This window comes from Alteromonas sp. ABM1_013, from assembly GCF_056160505.1.
In genome coordinates, this window is record NZ_JBSWXH010000005.1 from 212250 (window position 1) to 233488 (window position 21239).

Consider the following 21239-nt stretch of genomic DNA (forward strand, 5'->3'; position numbering starts at 1 on the left):
ACTTCGCACTATCTTTACTCAAGCCTAGTTAGTTAGGGCATATGTAAGCTTACAGTCTATATACTTCAACAGTTTGTTTACTACTCTTGGTACGGCGATATCCCCATTAGCATTTTTCGCTTCTACAAAAATATCACAGTCATCGTACTGAATTTGCTGGCGTATAACATAGTCGTTGAGTTCGTCGAACAGCGTTTCTTTTAAAGGTACCATACCGACAAAAACATCAATCTCTTGATCATCAACATTTCCTTCGCGCTTGATAAAATAAGCGCCATTAATTTCTCTTTTTAGCGTATAGGCCTGCATGGCATCTAACTTTGTTAAGCGAAAGTACACGCTTATTTGGTTTTTTGTCACTGGTTATCTCGGGTTTTTAATTTTAACGGTTACCGCTTAATGTCTACTTTCCAAGGCGGGTTTACTCTGTTCTCCCCCGCCCAATAAAGCTTTATTTTATTGCCAGATGGGTCGTTTAAAATAGCTTCCTTCCACAGATAGCGTTGTTCGGTTGGCGCCTGCTCAAAATGAATACCCTTTTCTACAAGCGATGCATATAGCTCGTCTATCGCTTCATGCTCAAAATAAATCACGCTGTGATTTTGTACGCTTTCGCTTTCTAAAGAGAGTGAAAACGTAGAGCTGCCTTCAGGGCAAGTAAACCTTGCGTAATGTGGTGTATCAACGATTTGGGTGAACCCAAGTGTAAGATAAAACTCAACCGCTTCAGTCATATTGGTAACAGGCAGTGTAACTTGATTCAATTCCATGAGCACTTGCTCCTTATGTAAGATATCTAAACTGCGTTAGCATAGTCGCGATTACCTCAAGCTACCGCTAGGTCGTCACAAGCCAAAGCTAATAATACCTTAGAAAACTTCATTGAGTCTGCTGTCTTATGAACAATCACTTGTTCATACCTCTATATTGGCGCAGTTGTAAACGCTTTAGACTAGCATTGCTTCCGCTTGATCCACATCAACGCAGGAAAAACGTAACTCCTCCACAATAAAGTCATCAGAATTACCTCGTGAAACTTTGTATGCTAACGCTAGTGAATAATACAGATGCAAATGATGATATTGTGCCGGAGTCACATGGGCTATATCGGCTGCATATAAAGCCGAATACGCAGATGGCGATAGAAAACAAACCTGTTTTCGGTGCGAACATTACATTACACAGCAGCTTTTTAAAGCACGACCATTTTGTTGCGACACCCAATAATATATTGGGTTGGCTAGATCACTTCGGCTTGTCGCACTTCTCCATAAAAGCCGAAACTAACCGCCTAGAAAATGACGACATTTCTGTGCTTTTTCCTTCACAGTTTTTAAACGCTGAAGGCGGCATTTTGCGCGTAACCGCCCCAACCCGCATTTACCTAATTAGCAAGACCCCTATCGAAATCAACAAACACGGCCTATGTCTTTTTACGCCTGTGAAATAACAATGCAGAAATGTACTCTGACCCCCAAATTTTGGGGTCAGAGTACATTTTCATCTACTCGATTACTGCGGTGGCGTTTGATGTGCTCTTTAAGTGCAGGCTGATTGCTTCTGACAACCCTGAATAGCGCTTATCTACTCGCTGAACCATGTGGCTAAATGTCGTATTGTCTGAAATGATCAAACAACCATCTTTGGCTCGGGTTAAGCCGGTATACACTAGCCCCCGATGAAATAGGTTGGCGGCTTTCTCACTATCGGGCTTAGGCAGTATAAGTACAACGTGGTTAAATTCAGAGCCCTGGGACTTGTGAATGGTCATGGCATATACGGTTTCAAACTGCGGCACTCTAGATAACGATATGCTGCGTAGCGCTTGTTTTTGCATTTGGTTTTGTACGCCAGTAGCATTCTCGACCGTACCTGACGAGGTTTGTTGGTCTGCACCTTTGGCGTCTTGGTAAAACCATGCATACAGTTTACCCGTGCTATCAGGCCAGATTACGCCTACTTCACCGTTAGATAACCGCTGTGGATGATGATTCTTTACAATCATAATGGGCTGACCTTGATAGAAGTGCCCTTCTCGCTTTTTAATTTTGTGCTTGATGGCATCGAACACCAAGCTATTTAGGCCCTCTACTCCCATTGCACCCTTGCGAACCGGTGTGAGCCACCTAACATAGTTTAGGCGGTTAAGCGCTTCTTCAGCACTATCGGCATCAAATATGGGAAAGAAACTTTCTTTAGCCAATTCATGTAAATCACGACTATCAACTTCACCTTCTGACCATAAACGTACGCCTTCTTTTAAGCGTGACTTAGTGGTGGCAGCTAGGTTTGCGGTTTTACTACTTTCATCGCTTTCTTCGGTGATGGCAGCGATCGCTCCACCAGCATCCCCTTTCTGGATTGCCGTTGCTACTTTTGCTACTTGGCCTTTGAAACGCTGCGGTGCCTGTAATGTTGCCACGTAGCTTTTGGCTTGCTCATTAACAGGTAACATAGGAAGATGAGGGCACAGCGTAGCAATATGCTGGCGCATTAACGAGGGTACGCCCCCCAATGAAAGTGGGTCGCTATCAATGTGTAAGCTACTTTCGTCGCTCGGCGATGCATTCTCTTCTACGTCAAAGCGTGTTGTGTTACTAACTAGCTGCTCTAACACATTGCCAAGTTCAACGGCTGGAAGCTGGTCGGCATCACCGATAAAATACAGTCGTGCATGGTCTGGCAATGCGCGAACAATGCGCGTCATTAACGCTAGGTCGACCATACTTGCCTCATCGACGATGAGCACATCGGCGGCTAATTGGTTGTGCTGGTTGTACTTGGTCGATACACCGTATTCCCGCAAACCTAACAATCTATGCAGCGTTACAGCATCAGTAGGCACGTTATCAAGCGCAGCATCTTCCACCTTGCCACGAAGCCCTTCAATGCTGTTAACGATAGACTCGGTCATACGTTGCTGCGCTTTACCGGTGGGGGCAGCCAATACAATATTTAGGTCTTTGTCACACGCCTGTAGCGCCAGTAATAGACGTAACACGGTATAGGTTTTACCCGTTCCAGGCCCACCGTTTATGACACAAAACCCCTGCATCAAGCTTTTAGCAACAGCAATTTGCTGCCAATCTTGTTTATCTGTAGTTTCGGTAGGGAATATAGTGGGCCACAGCTGCTTTACTTTATCATTTGCGTCTTCTGTTAACGGCGTAAGCGCCGCTCGCTTCACTATGTCTCGCGCTACCTCTTGTTCAAACTCATAATAGCGACGGCTATACAGCCTGCCGTTTTCATAAACAAATAGCTGAGCAACTTGTTCGTTCTCCAAAGCGCTTTTTACAATTTTTAGTAAAGGCGTAAGTTGAGGTAGTACTAAACCTGTCTTAAGGGCTTGTTCTGGCTCTTGTTGATATATGACCGCTTGGGAATTGTGAATAGATGATGCACTTTCGCGTTCTTGCACTTCGGTCATCGAACCAACGGTTTGCCCGGTGTCGTCTTCCTTAAACAGGGTTGTTCCAGCTACTTCTTTAAGATAGATACAGCTATGCCCATTACGCTGCATATATGACAAATACGCCAGTACTCCTGCCCAGATAAACCTCTCTTCTTGTGCGAGTTCATCGATAAAGCCAAATTCTTTTGCGACAAATTTGTCGATAGCTTCGATGCCAAACAAGTTATCGAAAAACGACGATACAGAATGTTGATTGTTGTTCATTATTTTCCTAACTATATTGTCCTTGATGCCACTACTTGTCATCGAAACTAAACTACTGCTGTTCTGAAGGCTGTTGAGTAGTGCCTGCACTTTTTAAATTGTCGCTTTGCTCACTATTAGCACCACTTTCAAATATTAAATCTATTTGCATGAGCAAAGACGAAGGAATATCGGTATAAAACACCCCTTCCCCCCTTTCGTTCTCTGGGTGCATACCGCGTAAGTAAAGGTAATACACACCGCCGAAATGAACATCAGGGTCGTAATCAGGCAGGGTATTTTTTAAATAGCGATGTAACGCCAAGCAGTAAATTAAGTATTGAAGATCGTATAGGTGGTGCTGATTATTGTGAAACAGCGCAGCGGGTAAGTAACTATCTAAGGTATCTCCAAGCCAAGTTGATTTGTAATCCGCTACAAAAAACTGACCATCATGTTCAAAAATCAAGTCGATAAAACCGTGCATCATTCCCTGTAATTTCGTTGTAATTAGCTGAGGCGCGGCTTCAGCCTTACCACCAATGGCGTCAGCTACAGATTGGCGGTGGCGAGCAAGAACATCGCGAAGCTGAGCCCATTGCGTATCGTTCATGGGAAAGTAGAACTCTGCTTCGCGCAGGGTTTGTGCTAACGGTAAATCACTCATGCTTAGTTGCATTTTAGGATACAAGGGCGTCTGTAACGTTTCTTCAAGCCACTCGTAAAGTAGTGGCGTGCGCTTTTCATCTAGGCCAAAGCGCTTAACGAGTTCTTTGCCAGCTTCTTCCCATTCGGGCTCACTAAAATCACTATTCTCAAGAATATCGTGAAGCAAGTTACCTGCGCTTGCACCTTTTTCCAACGTAAAACGCAAGTCACTTTTACTGATTGTAGCTGTAGTGCTTAAAGAAGGATCTGTATTGCTTGAGCCTAACAGCTCTTCTCCCCCCACAAGTGAATCCGTCGCGTACACCTCTTCGTCACGAATGGTTTGAAGTACGGGCACACTTGGAAGTACTTGACCTGAAGCTTCTACTGGTGTTGTGTTTACGCTCGTACTCACCGTAGTTAAACGGCTCAGCGCTGAAAATGAATACAGCCGCCATTCTTCACTCGCTGTGCCGGTAAATTGCAACGCGCTAAGCTGTGGCAGCTCGTCTTCTTGCTCAAAGCCTGAATACACTTCTTCGAAATCGTCTCCATCGATGTGGCTTGCATGAGACGCATCTTCTGCGGCGACCCTGCTTAACACACTTGGCCAATCGTTGTCGCCGCTATCCCCACTTACGCCTAATGCTCGTGCCAAAGCGCTTTTTTCATTGTTGGCAAGAGGTACAACCCCCATGTAACAGCGGTGCGCTGCACGGGTTACTGCCACATAGGCCAAGCGCATATCTTCCGCTTCGCTTTCACGTTGAACCCGAGCTATTGCTTGTGGCGTTTGTCCCAGCTGCATCTGCAAGTCTTGCTTCTCTTCGTCGTAATAGGTAAAGATTTGCGATGTCGCCTTTCCATTTTTTGACGCGTCTTTATAGCCCGTGGCATAGGGTACAAAAACGATAGGATATTCAAGGCCTTTTGAGCCATGCTGAGTAATAAGACGGATAAGCTGACTATCACTCTCAAGGCGAAGCGTTAGCTCTTCGTCGCTTTCTGGCTTGTGGATTTGCTTATTCAACCAATCCAGTAGTTGCTCAGGGCGCTGATGTGTAGTGCTGGCTTTTTCCAGTACTTCCGCTAAATGCTGATAGTTAGTTAACGCCCGCTCCACACTGTCGGCATGGGGCTGATAGCTGTCTTGCATTAAGTGCAGCAGTACGCTCATACAGCCTTTTTGAAGCCACATCTCGCGCAGGGACAGTACTTTATCAATAGCAGCATCCCACTGAGCATCATCTTCGTGATAAAGCAGTTCGATAAGGGTATTTGCGCTATAGCCCCAAAGCGGAGATGCTAAACTAGACGCTACTTTATTGGTGTCATTTGCATGCCAAATGCCATTAAGCAGCCTAAGCACGTCTTTCGCCTCAGCACTGGCAAATAGATTACTGCGATCGCTTAAATAAACACAGGCCAGCCCTTTTTGCTGTAATACATTTTTGATAGCGCCTGCTTCGGTTCTGTCTTTGACCAGAATGGCGATATCTTGAGGTTTTACTGGCGTAGTTTGACCGTCCGCCGCTTTAAAATGCGCTTCATTCAACAAGCGATAAATTTCTTGCGCAATCCACTGCGCCATTTTACGCCGCATAATGTTAGTGTTTTCTTTCTCCTCTAAACACATGCTCACGTAATTCATTGCACTGCGTTTCGGTACACTATGCTCTTCAGCAGGGTCTACCAAGGGGGTCTTAGCCGCAGCTGCTTTAGGGGTAAATTCAACAGGGTTGTAGTTAATGCCAAAGCCAAATACATCAGTGGGCGCTCCTGATGCCACCGGCGCACCGTAGAATAGTCGATTGTAGGCCCTCACCATACCTTCCACTGAACGCCAGTTGGTGTTCATCACCCAGCGGTAATCCGCCTGCCTACCGGCTTTTAAATAGGTAAAAATGTCGCCTCCCCGAAAGCGATATATAGCCTGTTTCGGGTCGCCTATCATTAGCAGCGCACTTTCATCAGCTTCAGCTAAATTAGGATATACCGAGTCTAGAATAGCGTATTGCTTAGCATCAGTGTCCTGAAACTCATCGATGAGCGCGACTGGAAACTTCTTGCGAAGTTCTGGCACAAGGGTATTGTTTGGTTTTATAACCTCATCAGCTAACATGCGAATAAGGTCGTCGAAGTCGATAACACCCAGCTGCTTTTTCTGCTTTTCTACTCGCTCTTTAATAAAGGCAATAGCTTCGATAACCAGCTCGAAAACAGGTACTTTGCCGAGTGCTTTATCTTTCTCGGCAAATGCTTTTTTAAGCGCGCCAGCAAATTCCTTAATTGGCGTTAAAATTTCCTTTACGCCTGAAGAATTCCGAGCATATCGATTCCCCTTAACAAAAGCCTCTGCTTCTGGTGGTGCGAGATAATACTGCTGCTCACTTACGCAAGAGCCTAACCATGCTTTAAGCGCAGCCAATTCTTGGGGTCTTTCTTTTTTATGAGCCGGTGTTTTAATAAGCTGCTCTACGATTAACCCTTCGTTTTCTTCCACACTTTGCAGTAAAGATTTCGCATAGGTCAAAGACGTGTTTGGCGCGTCATCCAGCTGTTTGTTAAAAGCAGCTTCAATGTCGTCCTCAGTTAGCATTAATGGGGTCAGAGTACTTTTTATGCTGGCGTTAAATTCACGCAGCAGGTTTTCAGGTGTGTGCCAACCAGACTCTGCCAACAGCCTGAAATCGTCCTCGCTTTTACTTATTTTTCGAATGAAATCTTCGGCAGCTTGAAGATATAAGTCACTAGTATCGTTACCTAAGTTGAGCGACATAGCAAAGCCACTGTTGAACGCCAGCTGAGTAATAACGTGCTGACAAAAACCGTGGATAGTGAACACCGACGCCTCATCGAGCTCCAGCTGCGCTGCTTTTAATAGGGCTAAACTCTCATCAGGATCGCAGCTATTAAACAAGCTCTGATAAACCGGGTCGCAGCTAGCGTCTATTTCGTTGCCGTTGTCTTTGGCTTGCTGCCAAATAAGCAATGCCTCTCTTAGCGTGGCTGCAATCCGCCCCTTAATCTCTTCGGTAGCGGCTTTGGTGAAGGTCATCACCAATATTTCTTTAACGTTAAGCTTTTTTTCTAACAGCAAGCGTAAGTACAAACGCGTAATGTTAAAGGTTTTGCCTGTACCTGCGCTTGCTTCGATAAGGTGTCGCCCTTTTAGCGGCATAGCTACCACGTCAAGTAATTGCGCCTCGGCATGGGGTCGCTCGTTCTTGTAATTTTCAGAGGATACAGAATTCTGGCTCATAACTTCTCCTCCTGAGACGCATTATTGACCATGGAAAAAATTACAAAGGCACTCAAGTGCGGGACATCGTTCCAGCTTACACCTTGCGGGAATAGCCAGTTGAGGTAAGGATTGCTTGCCATATCCGCACTGTACTGACCGTTACTTTGCTGCCAATCGGTTAGCGCACGCTGTAGTTCAATGGTGTTAAAAAGTGCGGCAGATTGACCAACTATCTGTTTCGCTTTTTCGTTTCTGTCATTTACTATTTCGCTAGTAGTGTCGCTGTCTTTCTCAGCAAACGGGCAGACTTCGTCAATTACCTGTTGAATTTGCTCAAGAATGGCTTTGTCAGTTTCACAAGTAATGTCTGTACTATGCAGTAGTGCATACAGGATATGGTTAAACATATCCGGTTTTATGCTTTCAACTACGGGCTTAGTCTCTGAGTTTCTTGTGCCGGGCATAAAGGTGCCAAACAAGCTTAAATGCACTGGCGTTGGCGCCGTATAAACAGCCATGTAAAGCTGTTCTATAAACAAGAGTAACCTCACCGCAGTTTCTCGGCCATAAGAAGGGAAACGCTGCTTTTTCAATACCGTTTCGCCCTTTTCCCATGAACACGAATAGATATCCAATGGATAACTGCTGTATTTTGTTGCGTCATCACTGCATGAAAATATCAATTGAGAGATGAAAAAGCTCAGTGCGCGGTGGGCGTCTATTTTACCGGCACAAAGCTCTACTAACGCGTCGCTACCAACGAGGGCAGTTGTAGTAAAGGTAATGAATTTACCTTGGAACTGCGCCTTTACAGGTTCAGCATCATGGGGCCCCATAGCCTGACTTAATGCCAACGCCCCTTCTTTCCACATTTCAACTTCATCTCTGGCAACGGGGTTATTGGGAATATCGCCCCTAAGTGACGCAAAAGTGATCACCTGTTCACCGTATGACATTGAGTCGTGTTCTTGTGACATTTTGCGTTCAGGTGATGAGAAGATGGCATCAAGCACCTGGTAGCGCAGCAAGGCATTGGTTTCAAATGGCTCGCTGTTTTCCAGTAGCGTAAAAGACTGTGACAAGTTTACACCTAGCCTTTGTATAGAAAAGTGCTCAAGAGGGTCTTTAAAGGCCCTTGCAATTTGGCTATTTGATAGTCGAAGTACCTGTGTTGAAAGCGTATTAGATGACTCTTCAGGCATCGCTAGTTGGTCAGAACCGTCGCTATCTTCACCTGCCTTATCAGACTGTGACTTTGTATGCTGTAGCGCATCGGCCAGTCTAAGCCAACCGGTTTCGTAGCTTGGCAATTGGCCAGTAAATCCTTCTTCACTAAAGGGGTGAAGCGGCGCATGTACTCGATATCTAGACAAGGCCAGAGCGTAGCTATTTTCAAGCATGTCCATAAACTCAGCCAGTACTAGGCTAGGCTGGCGCTCACTGTTATTGGTAACATCGTTGCCTTGGTAGCTTAAGTACAGGCTTTCCCGCGTTGAAATAATGGCTTCAAGGAATAAATATCTATCTTCTAAACGCCTTGAACGATCACCAACCCTACGGTTCGCACCTGCCATTAAGTCTAGGCCTAACGGGCTTGATTTTCTTGGGAACTCACTGTCGTTTAGGCCAAGAATACATACCTTTTTAAACGGTATACTTCGCATTGGCAACATTGAACATACCGTGACCTGACCGGTCATGAAGTGGTTACCTGCGTCTGGTGATGAGAATCGATTCAGTAAAAGGTCGCGGACTTGGCGCAAGGATAATTCATGCTGGTAATCTGCTTCTTCGCATCGTGCTGCAAGATCGGCTGCAACGTTAGCAATAAGATCCCAGCTTTGCTGCTGCTCTTTTATAGGCATAAAGCACGCATCGCGAAGGTCGATTAACGCTTTAGCCCACTGCTCTGGTGTTCTTGGAGCAGTTAACTCTTGTGCGAATTCTCCAAGCATTGCCACTATATCAATAAGTTTACCCAGGGTTAGCGCACTTTGCCCTTCAACGTCTGGAATAGTAAGTAGGTCACTCACAACCACTTCGGCGTCTTGCGCCAACATGCCCATTAGCAGCCTACGAATGCCCCACCACCAGCTGTACGTTTCATCTAGTTTAACGCCCTCTGATACGGCGGTTTTATGGGTACTATTAAGACCCCAATGGATATGGGCTTGTTTTAGCCACACCACCATTTGCTCTATGTCGTCTTGGGACACTAAAAATCTTTTTTGTACAGAATCCAGCTGCAGGTAATCCATAATATCCGATACGCCAAAGCGGCTATCAGGTAGCTGCAAAAGCGCCATAAACGCCGCGATAAGAGGCTCCGCGTCCATAGGGCTTCTATCTGCAATGGTACAGGGGAGTCTAACTTGCCCGGTGCCAGCTAAGGTTTTAGTACCAACCCTGTGAAATACGGCATCAACAAATGGCGCATAGTTTTCAATCGCCGGGCACATCACAAGAATATCTGAAGGGGTACGCGTTTTATCTTGGGATAACCAATGGAGCAGGTGGTCGTGCAACACTTGCACCTCGCGAAGCGCGGAATGGGTGCACATGATAGTAACGCTATCATCATTTTGTTTTAGTTCGCTAGTGAATGGCGCAGGTTGAGCGGCTTGTAAAATATCTCTGTGGATATAGTCCAGCAGACCGCGGGTAGGCTCTATCTCACCGTTTCCAACCTCTTCGTCAAATTCTGGCGAATCAAAAGCGCTTATCTCAAACGTGTCTAGTTCGGTAAGAAGATTAAATAGCTCTCTGCCCTGCTTACCTAGATTGCCAAGTAATGGGTTGGACTGGTCTTCTTCCATCCATTTTTTAAGCCCTTCCAGGCGTAATAGCTTGGCTTGTTCGCTACTACTTTTCGCTTCCCCCCAATAATTTACGCTGGGGTTTAGGTGGAATATATGAATATCAATATGCTGTGCGAGGGCGTCAAAGAATGCTATTAGTTGCGGCGCCATGGTGTTAATGGCAAAAACAATAACGCGCTTAGGTAAATGACTGACGGGATCATTTGGTATGTCACCTGCCCCTAACGCTTCTATAGTCATTTGATGCAAACGGGCAGGATGCAACGGTTCCTCTTTGGCAAGAATACGCCAAATTTCGCCTTGCCATAATTCCATATCATCGAATACAGCCCGTTCATTCGCTTCCCACTTAAACAGCCAGTCGGGGCGGTATAAGAGGTATTGTTCGTACACGTCAGCTAAAGCAGTAGCGAGCTGGAGACGCTGAAGGCCCTGCTCTTGCTCACTACCAGCATTTTTCCAATATCTATTTACTTGCTCAAAAGCTTCACCGTTCATCAGTGAGTCATCTTGGAGAATATTGTCAATGCGCCAAGTCAGCACTTCACGACGATAAGGAGACTGCTTAGGTACTTTATCTTGTCCTAGTACCGAGCGTGCTGTATTCCACATAAAGCGTACAGGCAGCGGGTAGTCAATATTCATCGCCACGCCATGTTCGGTGGCTAATTGCATACTAACCCAATGCTGCATACCCGGGCTTTCAACCAGAATAGTTTCTGGCGTAAATACCCCCAAGGGTTGCTGACGTAAAAGCGTGGTAAGAAGAAAACTCAAGTGTTCTAATTTGTTAGAGGGATATAACGCAAGCAATCGAAAAATCCTTTGTAAAACGTGCAATTAGGTTCTGTATAAAGACTATGCACGCATCGTCGAACTTATCAATTAAGTGTATCGCATTAGGCCAAGTAGTTAAGTTATTTCTCAAAAAAAATAGATAAGCAAATGTATTATGAAGATAAAAATAAGGACTAAAGCATTGGTATAAACAACCGTATCCAAACAACTCAGTGACAAGTAATGGAGAAAGCTAGGTATCGGATGTACGAGAAAACTAAGAGTATCGTTTTTTAGACAAAAAAAACCCATACAGACCTCAGGACACGAAAAATCTGTATGGGTAAGGTTTACGGTCTACTCAGTAACAACGTGAATAAGCGTTGCCTGGCACTCATTCACGTTAGCGCTACTGGGCAGCACTGTTAACTCTTTAGGTTTTGCAGGTAGAATGCCAACTTTATAATGCATACAATTCAATAAGTTAGAGTTATTTCGAAAATATGACTAATCAGTCATGGTTTTACTCTGGTGCAAGTGCACCACAAGCAAGCACTTAGTAAAGAAGATGCTTCACTATTATTGGCTAAAATTTAGCAGTTTCTCCTTCATCGTCATTCAAGTACAATTTCGCCTTTAAAAGATGCATTACACATTCACGGTCAGGAGCAACAATGTTAACCGCCCAACAACTCGCCACCATGCTTTCTCTTCAAGATAAAATGAACGCCAAAGTAAACCCAGACTGGCTAAATGCAGGATATGGATACTTGCGTGCAGCTATGGTTGAGTCAGTTGAAGCCATTGAGCATCACGGCTGGAAATGGTGGAAAGCACAGAAGAAAGACTTGCCGCAGCTTCAAATGGAGCTGGTTGATATTTGGCATTTTGCGCTGAGTGCCTGCATTATTGAATATAGAGGTGATATCACTGAGTCTGCCAAAAGCATTGCGTCTGAGCTGGCAAGTGGCAATACCCAAGTAACCTTCGATGGCAAAGACTACGACGCATCTAACCAGTCCCTTCTTGATAATTTAGAATTAATGACAGGTCTGTGCGCTGCTAAACGATTCAGCGTTCCACTATTTATGTTTATCGTAAGCCAATGCGAAATGACCGCTGACGAGTTGTATCGGCAATATGTTGGCAAAAATGTTCTTAATTTCTTCCGTCAAGATAACGGTTACAAAGAAGGAACATACGTTAAAGTATGGGAAGGCCGCGAAGACAATGAGCACCTAGTAGAAGTTATGGATGCCCTTGACTTAACGAAACCTGATTTTAGCGACTTAGTCTACGAAGGTTTACGCGCTCGCTACCCTTCTTAAACTTCCTATAGCCCGATAATGCTTAACCCCAGTAGTGTATTAGGCATTGGCGTGTGGCGCTTACAATAGAGAGTGCTGTGTCGAGGCTAGAGGTGCGAAAGGAATAGCCTGTTTAACGCCTGACTGTTTTTATAAGGCTACTACAAAAAAGCTCTGTCTAAGGACAGAGCTTTTTTTAATCTAGTCAGAAAAATATAGCTAAACGGGCGATTTACGCGTCAACCCACACCAATTTATCGCTGTAGTTACCTTGTATAATGTCAACGAAGCGGTCTTCCAGCACATGACGCTTAACCTTAAGTGTAGGCGTTAACAAATCGTTCTCAATACTCCATTCGTTTTTCATTACTACAACGCGATCCATTACCTGATGGCTCTCTAATTTAGCGTTAATAGCTTCAAAGGTTTTCTTAAGGCTCGCTTCAATACTTGCTTTATCTTTCTTCTGCGCTTCTTCGCTTAATACCAAAAGCGCAACCGGTTGAGGTAAGTTAGTCCCCGTTACACACACCTGTTCAACGACAGGGTTTTCCATAAATTTAGCTTCAATGGGTGCTGGCGTTACGTATTTACCCTTCGCCGTTTTAAAGATGTCCTTCAAACGTCCGGTAATTTTGACGTAGCCATCGTTATCTATGACACCCTTGTCGCCAGTACGCAAGTAACCGTCTTCGGTGAAAACTTCAGCGGTTTTATCAGGCTCTAGATAATATTCCAGCATGTTGCACGGCGACTTGACCTGAATTTCGCCCTCCTCTGATGTGCGAATATCAACACCGTCATAAGGCTTACCGATACAACCAATTTTGTCGTGCCTGAAAGGTACACTACCAGTACCGTAGGCACTGTTTTCAGTCATCCCCCACCCTTCAGAAATATAGATACCGATTTTCGCAAACCACTCAATAACAGCTGGCGCTAATGGTGCAGAACCGCTCGCCCATAGGCGCGCATTATTGATGCCCAATCCATTTCGAATCTTCTTGGCAACGATTTTGTTTAAAATAGGTATTTTAAGTAAGGTATCTAGCTTTTTCTGCGGCATTTTCGCTAATACGCCCATTTGGAACTTCGTCCATAGGCGAGGCACAGAAATAAACAGCGTTGGCTGGCAATGACCTACATCTCGTTGGAAGGTCGCTAAGTCTTCCACAAAATGAATTTTTCCACCGCTATAGTAGCTTGAAAGTTCTACAAGCACGCGCTCTGTAATATGTGCAAGGGGCAGATAACTCATAGTGCGATCGTTTTCGTTGATGCCTAACTGATCCAGTGAACGTCGCGCTGCCCAACAAGCCGTATTATAGCTATGGACTACCCCTTTAGGCTGCCCCGTACTACCTGATGTGTAGATAATTGTCATCATGTCGTTCATGTCAGGTACAGGCAAATCAGAAATTGGCGCTATATCCATGAACTCTTTCCACTGCTGTTTGGTAGCAATGTTTGGATAAGGGAAGGCAACAGTAAGATACTCTGAAGGAATTGAAGCTACCTGTTCAGCAGTATTATCAAGCTTTCCTACAAACAGCAACTCTACATCAGCGTGTTTCAGCACATACTGAACCGTATCAGGGCCGGCTGTAGAGAAAATAGGTACCGACACGTGACCTGCCATCATTATGCCCAGGTCGACAATAAACCACTCTGCACAGTTTTTAGAAAAGATACCAATACGGCTGCCTTGTGGGAAATCTAGCTCACGTAAACGTGCCGCCACCTTTCGGGCTTGCTCCGCAACTTGTTTCCAAGTGTAGTCGTGATATTCACCGTTAATTGGCTGCGTAAGAAATACGTCGTTGCCACGTTCTTTTTCCCAGTGGTACAACATACTTAATGGCGATGTTATTACTTCCGTGGTATTTGCGTTTACTGTCATGTCTAGCGGCATAAGTCACTCATATGTTGTTATAATGTAGCTCATTTTTACAATGATTTCACAGACTTCTAATAAGCCTTATTTTTTATTGAAAAACAAGCTTTTTAAACAAGCGTTTACATTATTTGCGATGAATAACAACAATTTGAGCGCTAAATTTAGTTTTTTTATACATTCGGCTTTTCACTCTTTATGATTGTTTAACGCTAAAAGCCGAAACTAGATACGGTCACTCAGCCCATTTTTTAAACAGAATGGGCACTATTTCATCTGCCGTGCATGGCCTTGCGTAAAAATAGCCTTGATGGAAGTAACAGGCCTTTCCAATAAGCTCGTCAACCTGTGCCTGCGTCTCAACGCCTTCTGCAACACAACTCATCTTTAAGCTCGTTGCAAGCGCTATGGTCGTTGTTACTAGGGCTTCGTTGGCATTACCCGGTGCCATTTCATTAACGAAGCTTTTATCAATTTTTAGTACCGATAACGGGTAGCGTTTTAAATAGCTTAGCGATGAGTATCCAGTTCCGAAGTCGTCTAACGCTAAAACAAAGCCTTCTTTTACGAACCGCTCAATCTGCCGCAAAGCATTATCGCTATCGTCCATCAATACGCCTTCCGTTATCTCAAATCTAAATGCCTCTTTTGGTAAACCAAACTCGCTTAACAGGCTTAGTACCCCGCTTAAGTCGAACTCAGTTTTAAAGTGCAGGGCAGATAGGTTTATTGACACATAACCGTCAAAGCCTTTTTCATACCACAAAGACAAATCTTCAGCTGCGCGGCGCATGGCTTGCCGGGTCACTTCAATGATGTATTTAAGCTCTTCTAAAACAGGAATGAACTGGTCGGGGAATAGCGGCTCCTCGTCTAATCTTCCTCGAAGCAGTAGTTCTACCCCAATTGTTTTATTAGTTCTTGCATCTATGATGGGCTGGTAGTGATTAAAGAAGCAGTCATCTGAATAAGCGCGTTTTACTTTGTTTTCTATCTGCAAGCGTGTTTTTGCTCGCTCATTCATATCACTTGTAAAATAAGTAAAACCGCTCAACGCATCTTTTTTAGCGCTGTACATAGCAACATCAGCTTGCTTGATAAGCTCGGCAGGTTCAGACGCATCTTCTGGGTAAAAAGCAACACCAATACTACAAGATACACGAAGCACTTCTTCAGCCAATGAAATAGGTGTTTCTACCGATTCAATAATTTGCGCTACAAATGAACTTAAATCATCGTCGGCGCCCACCTCTTCAATAACAATCACGAACTCATCGCCACCAAGACGCGCAACCGTACCCGACTCTGCCACCAGGTTTCGCATTCTATTAGCAACAATGCGCAAAAGTTTGTCACCATAATCGTGACCAAGGCTATCATTAATGCCTTTAAATCTGTCTAGGTCGACAAACATCACAGCTACACGATGCCCATGATGACGCGCAAGCCCTATGGCGTGCTCAAGTCTATCGAGTAATAACGTCCTGTTGACCAAACCAGTAAGGCTGTCGTAGGTGGCAATTTTAAGCAGCTTGCGTTCTGCATTTTTTTGCTCGGTGATGTCAGATATAACAATCAGATAGTGTTCTGCGTCATTAGTTTCGCCACTTACCGCTGTTATATCTATCAAAACGTCGTAACGCTTACCGTCAGCACCATCAATAACGGTTTCATCTTTCCAAAAATCACCGCCTTGCATTTCCGGCAACTTGCCCGAAAGGTGACGATTAAGGTTGGGATAACGCAGGTATAGACGAGATAACTGTTTAGGTAGTGGCTCCCTGCTATTAAATCCAAACACTTGCTCGAAGGCGGGATTCGCGGCAACCAAACGCTTATTCTTATCAAAAATGAGTACCCAGTCCCGAGTTTGTCTAAACGCATCGCTAAATAGGGTAACCTGTTGCTGCGCCTTCTGAAGCCTAAACAAATGACGTTGTCTAGAGAGCAAATAAGCCACTAAAAGGCCAAAAACAAGCGTGGCATATAAGGAGTAAGCCAGTGGCGAACGAAGTGGAGCATAAGGCATGGAGAGCGTTATTTCTGCCGGCAATACGTTAAACTCGAAGCTACCTGGCGTCGGCGCCACGGTGAACACATAATCTCCAGGCTCAATATTAGTAAAGGTTACTTTCGCATCGTCGGTAACACCTTCTGTTACTACACGCTCACCATTAAGAAGCTTGTAGTAATATTTAACTTTACCTATTCCAGACATCGCGAGTGAAGAAAAGTGAATGGTTAAGCCATAGTCTTCATAATCTAGATTAAAATGGTGACCACTTAAGTTTTTTAAGGGCTGGCTAAGAACGCGATTGTCTACGGCAACTTCAGTTATAGCCGTTTGTTTGCTAAGTAAACTCCTCTCTGTATCTAAACTTTCAAGCTGGGAGGCCGAAAATACTACGGCACCACTTGTTGAGCCATAGGCGAGCCTTCCGTCATTAAGCTTCAATGAAGCACCTTGATTAAATTCAGAAACACTTAACTCACGACCGTATATGAAATTCTTGATTTGTGCAGTGGAAGGATCGTACCGGTGAAGGCCTTTATGCGAGCTAAACCAGATGTTCCCAAACTCATCTTTTTGAAGCCCGTAAACTATGTTTGATAACAGAATATTGGTGTCGTTTAAATTGTATAGGGGTTCGAATGTATCGGCATCGACGCCAATTAAACCGACCCCACTATAGGCAAGCCATAGTACGCCCATATCGTCAATGACCCAAGATGATATTGAGCGCTCGTTTCCGCGCTGCGACTCTGGGAAACGATAAACAAGTTCATGTTGCGAAGTCTCAGGATCTATTAACCACAAGCCTCCCTTGGTAGCCAAGAACAACCTATTATTGTGATAGGAAGACTGCCCTATAAAGCCGTAAGAGAAATTGATATCGAAAACTCGTGAGTCTAAATTAAGTGGAGAGATTGCTTTATTATTTACGTCATACTTAAAAAAGCCCTCATATCCAATAAAGTATAAAACATCGTTATTAGATAGAACCATGCCAGGGACATAAGTATCAAAAACAGCATTATCTCCTCCACTAAGTACTTCTGGGCGAGACAATTCCTCTGTTTTCGGGTTGAAGAGTCGGATGCCGTCATAAGTACTTACGAATAACTTTCCGTTTTGCAGCGGAATAAGTTTATCTACCACTCCCTTACCATAAACTTTGTTGTCAGAATAAAGAAATTTGTCAGATGTTTTTGTTGTGAAGTCATAATGATTTAGCCCATTGTCAGTACCTATCCATACTTTATTGGGCTCGGTTTCCGCGAAGGTCCACACTATATGACTGGTTAATGTGCTGTCTGCTCCCGCTCGCTCGTTCTGAATAGTAAACATGTCAGCACTTTTAACGCCAAAATATAACGCGCCTGCGTAGACGGAACTCATCCACAAGTTATCAGCTTCATCTTTCGCTATTGCTGAAATTTTTTTATTTGAGATTTCAGTGAACCCGTTGTTAGGCTCTAAAATGTGTTCGCTCTCCCAACCTTCTGAAGATTTGACTAGTTGATACAGGCCTTTATTAGTTCCCAGCCAGAACGCATTGTCTTTGTGCTGAACCATAGTCCACACATTCCTATCAGGAACTACCTGTTCAAATACATTCCTTTTAACGCCATTCACTTGCGCTAAAAAGTCTTCTTTCTGTGTGACGAATACGCCAAGCACCGTCGAAATCCATACTCTATTTTGCTTATCCAACAGCAGAAATTTTGCGTTAATATTGTCAATATTCTGTAGTGTTTCACCTAAGTAATCTAGGCTAACCAGCGGCTGTTCTGTATCGTGTATATTTTTTATATAAGCGCCTTTGGATGTTGCTATCAACAAAATGTCGTCGATAGTAATAGCAGCGCGAATGATATGGTTATTTTCTAAAAGCTCGGTAGGTAGCTTAGCAATACTCGTTAATTTATTTTTTTCAGTATCGAAAAGCTGAACTTCTTCTTGAAGCGCAATGACCAATTTATTTTTGGTGTACCAATGAAATGTCTGGGCGTGTTGAACCACACCTTCAATATCGTAGTAACTCGTAGGCTCTATTTGAACGATTTTTTGAGTAGCTAAATCTAGATAGTAATTGCCTTTTCCGAAAATGCTAAACCAAAGTCCTTCAGAGCCTTGCAGCGCTAATCTGTAAACTGACGAATCAAGTAGCGTGTTAGATGAATCTGTTATCCGTTTTGTTCTAACGCCGTCCCAGCGCACTAACCCACCTTCTGTGGCAATCCATACAAACCCATCATCACTTATTGCAATGTCGTTAACGACATCTTGTGGCAGACCATTTTTTGTCGAGAGCGATTGGAAAACTGGATTGGTAAGCCGTGGAGAAGCTTCTGCATAAGTACAAAAAGTAAAAACCAAAAGAATCAGGTAGGATAAAAACTTCATCACAAGTTGTTCGCATAATTTAAATTTTTATTATGCAATTAAGTGTACCAGAATGTTCGAAACATGGGCAATTTCAAAAGAAGGTTTTTACACTTCCTTAAGATACTGGTATCGCATTGATATTAATAAACTAATTACACTAGCGACAAGAAGTTTAATAACGCAAAAAGTAAGTCTTAAAAGGATTAAAGAATGATTAAATTATGCAAATACTTTTTCTTTCTACCCTACTTTTTTCGAAAAGTTTAGTCTTGTTGAACTGGCACCCGCCCCACTGGAACAACTTGGCGGCGAATGCTGGGCTGAGGAGATAACCGATATAAATCGCCATTTTGTCCCACGTAGTGTTTCTTAACCCCGCACGCCTTAGCAATATCTGCATGTGCCTGTAAATGCTCATGCTCACCATGCACCGGTATAGCAATTTTAGGTTTTACCCAGTGATACATAAGTTTTAACTCTTCTGCGCAAGGGTGGCCACTGGCATGAATAGGCAAGGAACTGTCCTCGCTATGAATCACCGCAACGCCTTTTGCCGACAACGCCTTACTCATACGACCTACACTCTCTTCGTTACCAGGGATAATTATGGATGAAAATATAACAGTATCGCCTTTGTCCAAACTTAAATGTGGATGGTTGTCGCGAGCCAGGCGGGCTAAGGCTGTATTTTTCTCGCCCTGACTTCCCGTTGCTACTGCTAAAACTTCATGAGGGGGCAAATAACCCAAGTGTTGAGGGTCGGTTATCGGTAAATCATCGGGCCAGATACCCTGCTGTTTTGCAATGCCGTACATGTTTAACAGTGAACGTCCATAAAGCGCCATGTAGCGCTTAGTTTTTTTAGCAACCCTAGCCAATGAAACAAGTCTTGCAATGTTACTGCCGAAGCACCCCACAACCACCCTGCCTTTAAGCGGGGAAATAGTACTGAGTAAGCCGTCATAACAATTTCGTTCAGAGATAGAAAACCCAGGCTTAGGTGCATTAGTAGAGTCGCCTACTAACGCAAGGATATTTTCATTACCTAACTGCTTGTAAAGGTCTACATCAAAGGGCAATCCAGTGATGGGGTTAGCGTCGATTTTCCAATCAGCAGTGTGTAAAACAGTGCCTGCGGGTGTCTCAATTTTAAGTGCGAAGGGCTCAGGTAAAGAATGTGTAATAGCCAACCAATTCACGCTGAAAGGGCCTATTTGCCGAGTGTCACCAGCGTCTACTTCAACGATGGGGATTCGATTCGCAAGCTTGCTCCTAGCTAGCTTGCGTCTTAGTACCTCAGCAGTAAATGGGGTAGTGAAAATCGGCGTTTGAAACCGTTCCCAGAGGTAAGGGATAGCGCCCACATGATCCTCATGAGCATGAGTGATCACAATGCCGGCCAATGAATCTTTCTGCTTCGCTATAAAAGTTGGGTCAGGCGCTACTACTCGATGCTTAGCACCCTTAGGCGAAGTGCTGCCACCAACCGAATCGTCGCTTTTGTACGCCGGGACGAGGGGTTCATCAAATGATACTCCACAATCTACCATCAGCCATTGACCATTGTGTCCGTATAAATTCAGATTCATACCAATTTCGCCTGTCCCCCCTAAGGGGACAAACCACAAATCATCAATGTTTGGGTGTAACAAAGCGTATACTGCCTTTTTTCAAAAAATTAGAAATAAGCCACGAATGCGGTAGATGCCTGCTAAATAGTATTATTCGTGTAGTTCTGCATTGAGCTGATCAATAACCTCAGCCCATGCTGCATCTTCTACGATAGCATCTTTGAGAAATGCGGACTGGCTTTCATTCCAGTACGGCGCCTCGTGTAAGTGCTGGCTTTTATTTAGCCCTCTATGAGTTTCGAAAAACTCTGCGATCTCTTCATCTGAACTTCCTAGACCGAGTTGACTAAATAAGCTGTTCATTGTGGGTTGTTCAGTAAACATAACACCTCCCTTGGGTTATCTAATAACAAGAGCTGTAGAGACAACGAGTGGCGTGTTGATTACACTACCGCTCAATTGTTTCTACCTAGTTACTAAATGACTACCCCAAGCTCTGTGCTTAAGATCACCCGGAACTTTTGAACTTGCAGCGCCCTGAATAATACATTAAAGGTACTCAGCAAACTCTTGTGGTGAAATTACCTCACCTTCTTCAGCTGGAACTGGACAAACAATAACCATGAGTTCGTCTTGCGTCATACCTGGAACCCACTTAGTTAAAAATTCTTCTGTAGTGAGTTCCATTGCTTCACAGTGTGCCCAATCTTCTGTGGCCCACAAAAGCGCAAGTTCAGCGTCTGGCCAAACCGGCACACCATCTTCTTCGTCAGTGGTTAGCATGACACAACCGTGTTCATCTTTAAGGATAAACAATTTTTTTTCGGATTTAATCGTCTCCAAGCTAGCTTCTAAGCGCTGAAATGCGTTTTTTTCTAGTAAAGGATGTATTTGGGACATAGTACTCTCTTTTTAATTCTGTCATTTATGT

At 44.1% G+C, this 21239-nt stretch carries 12 protein-coding genes; 2 read left to right on the plus strand and 10 right to left on the minus strand.

Going from position 1 to position 21239, the window contains the following annotated elements:
- Positions 1-24: 24 nt before the first annotated feature.
- Entirely contained in the window at positions 25-360 is a 336-nt protein-coding gene (locus ACXAGK_RS15710; protein ID WP_474856946.1) for a hypothetical protein, read from the minus strand.
- A 29-nt stretch (positions 361-389) separates the two neighbouring features.
- The gene (locus ACXAGK_RS15715) at positions 390-770 is read right to left on the minus strand and encodes a VOC family protein (protein ID WP_474856947.1); all 381 of its coding nucleotides are present in this window, start codon (positions 768-770) and stop codon (positions 390-392) included.
- 284 nt (positions 771-1054) lie between these two features.
- Between ACXAGK_RS15715 and ACXAGK_RS15720 the strand changes: the two genes are divergently transcribed.
- Complete coding sequence (locus ACXAGK_RS15720) at positions 1055-1450, plus strand: hypothetical protein (RefSeq protein ID WP_474806277.1); 396 nt, start codon at positions 1055-1057, stop codon at positions 1448-1450.
- A gap of 54 nt (positions 1451-1504) precedes the next feature.
- Here ACXAGK_RS15720 and recD read toward each other — a convergent pair whose 3' ends face one another.
- Genes recD through recC form a run of 3 tightly spaced genes read right to left on the minus strand, consistent with a single transcriptional unit; the run spans position 1505 to position 11182 of the window.
- Positions 1505-3679 carry an exodeoxyribonuclease V subunit alpha gene (recD, locus tag ACXAGK_RS15725; protein ID WP_474856948.1) on the minus strand — a complete coding sequence of 725 codons (2175 nt, stop codon included), beginning with the start codon at positions 3677-3679 and terminating at the stop codon, positions 1505-1507.
- A 52-nt stretch (positions 3680-3731) separates the two neighbouring features.
- Entirely contained in the window at positions 3732-7568 is a 3837-nt protein-coding gene (gene recB, locus ACXAGK_RS15730; protein ID WP_474856949.1) for an exodeoxyribonuclease V subunit beta, read from the minus strand.
- On the minus strand, positions 7565-11182 hold the full coding sequence (recC, locus tag ACXAGK_RS15735; RefSeq protein WP_474856950.1) for an exodeoxyribonuclease V subunit gamma: 3618 nt from the start codon (positions 11180-11182) through the stop codon (positions 7565-7567). Before recC ends, recB begins: the two co-directional genes overlap by 4 nt.
- A gap of 638 nt (positions 11183-11820) precedes the next feature.
- Between recC and ACXAGK_RS15740 the strand changes: the two genes are divergently transcribed.
- Complete coding sequence (locus tag ACXAGK_RS15740; RefSeq protein ID WP_474856951.1) at positions 11821-12474, plus strand: dUTP diphosphatase; 654 nt, start codon at positions 11821-11823, stop codon at positions 12472-12474.
- A 211-nt stretch (positions 12475-12685) separates the two neighbouring features.
- On the opposite strand, the gene ACXAGK_RS15745 is transcribed toward ACXAGK_RS15740, so the two are convergent.
- From ACXAGK_RS15745 to ACXAGK_RS15765, 5 genes are all read right to left on the minus strand, one after another.
- Positions 12686-14365, minus strand: coding sequence for an AMP-binding protein (locus ACXAGK_RS15745; protein WP_474856952.1), 1680 nt, complete (start codon positions 14363-14365; stop codon positions 12686-12688).
- 217 nt (positions 14366-14582) lie between these two features.
- Positions 14583-18755 (minus strand): EAL domain-containing protein, encoded by a 4173-nt coding sequence (locus ACXAGK_RS15750; protein ID WP_474856953.1) that lies wholly within the window; start codon positions 18753-18755, stop codon positions 14583-14585.
- Between the two features lie 245 nt (positions 18756-19000).
- Entirely contained in the window at positions 19001-20389 is a 1389-nt protein-coding gene (locus ACXAGK_RS15755; RefSeq protein WP_474856954.1) for a ribonuclease J, read from the minus strand.
- 69 nt (positions 20390-20458) lie between these two features.
- Positions 20459-20692, minus strand: a complete 234-nt coding sequence (locus tag ACXAGK_RS15760) for a DUF2789 domain-containing protein (RefSeq protein WP_014949810.1) — start codon at positions 20690-20692, stop codon at positions 20459-20461.
- Between the two features lie 165 nt (positions 20693-20857).
- On the minus strand, positions 20858-21208 hold the full coding sequence (locus ACXAGK_RS15765) for a DUF2750 domain-containing protein (protein ID WP_474806266.1): 351 nt from the start codon (positions 21206-21208) through the stop codon (positions 20858-20860).
- Between the last annotated feature and the right edge of the window lie 31 nt (positions 21209-21239).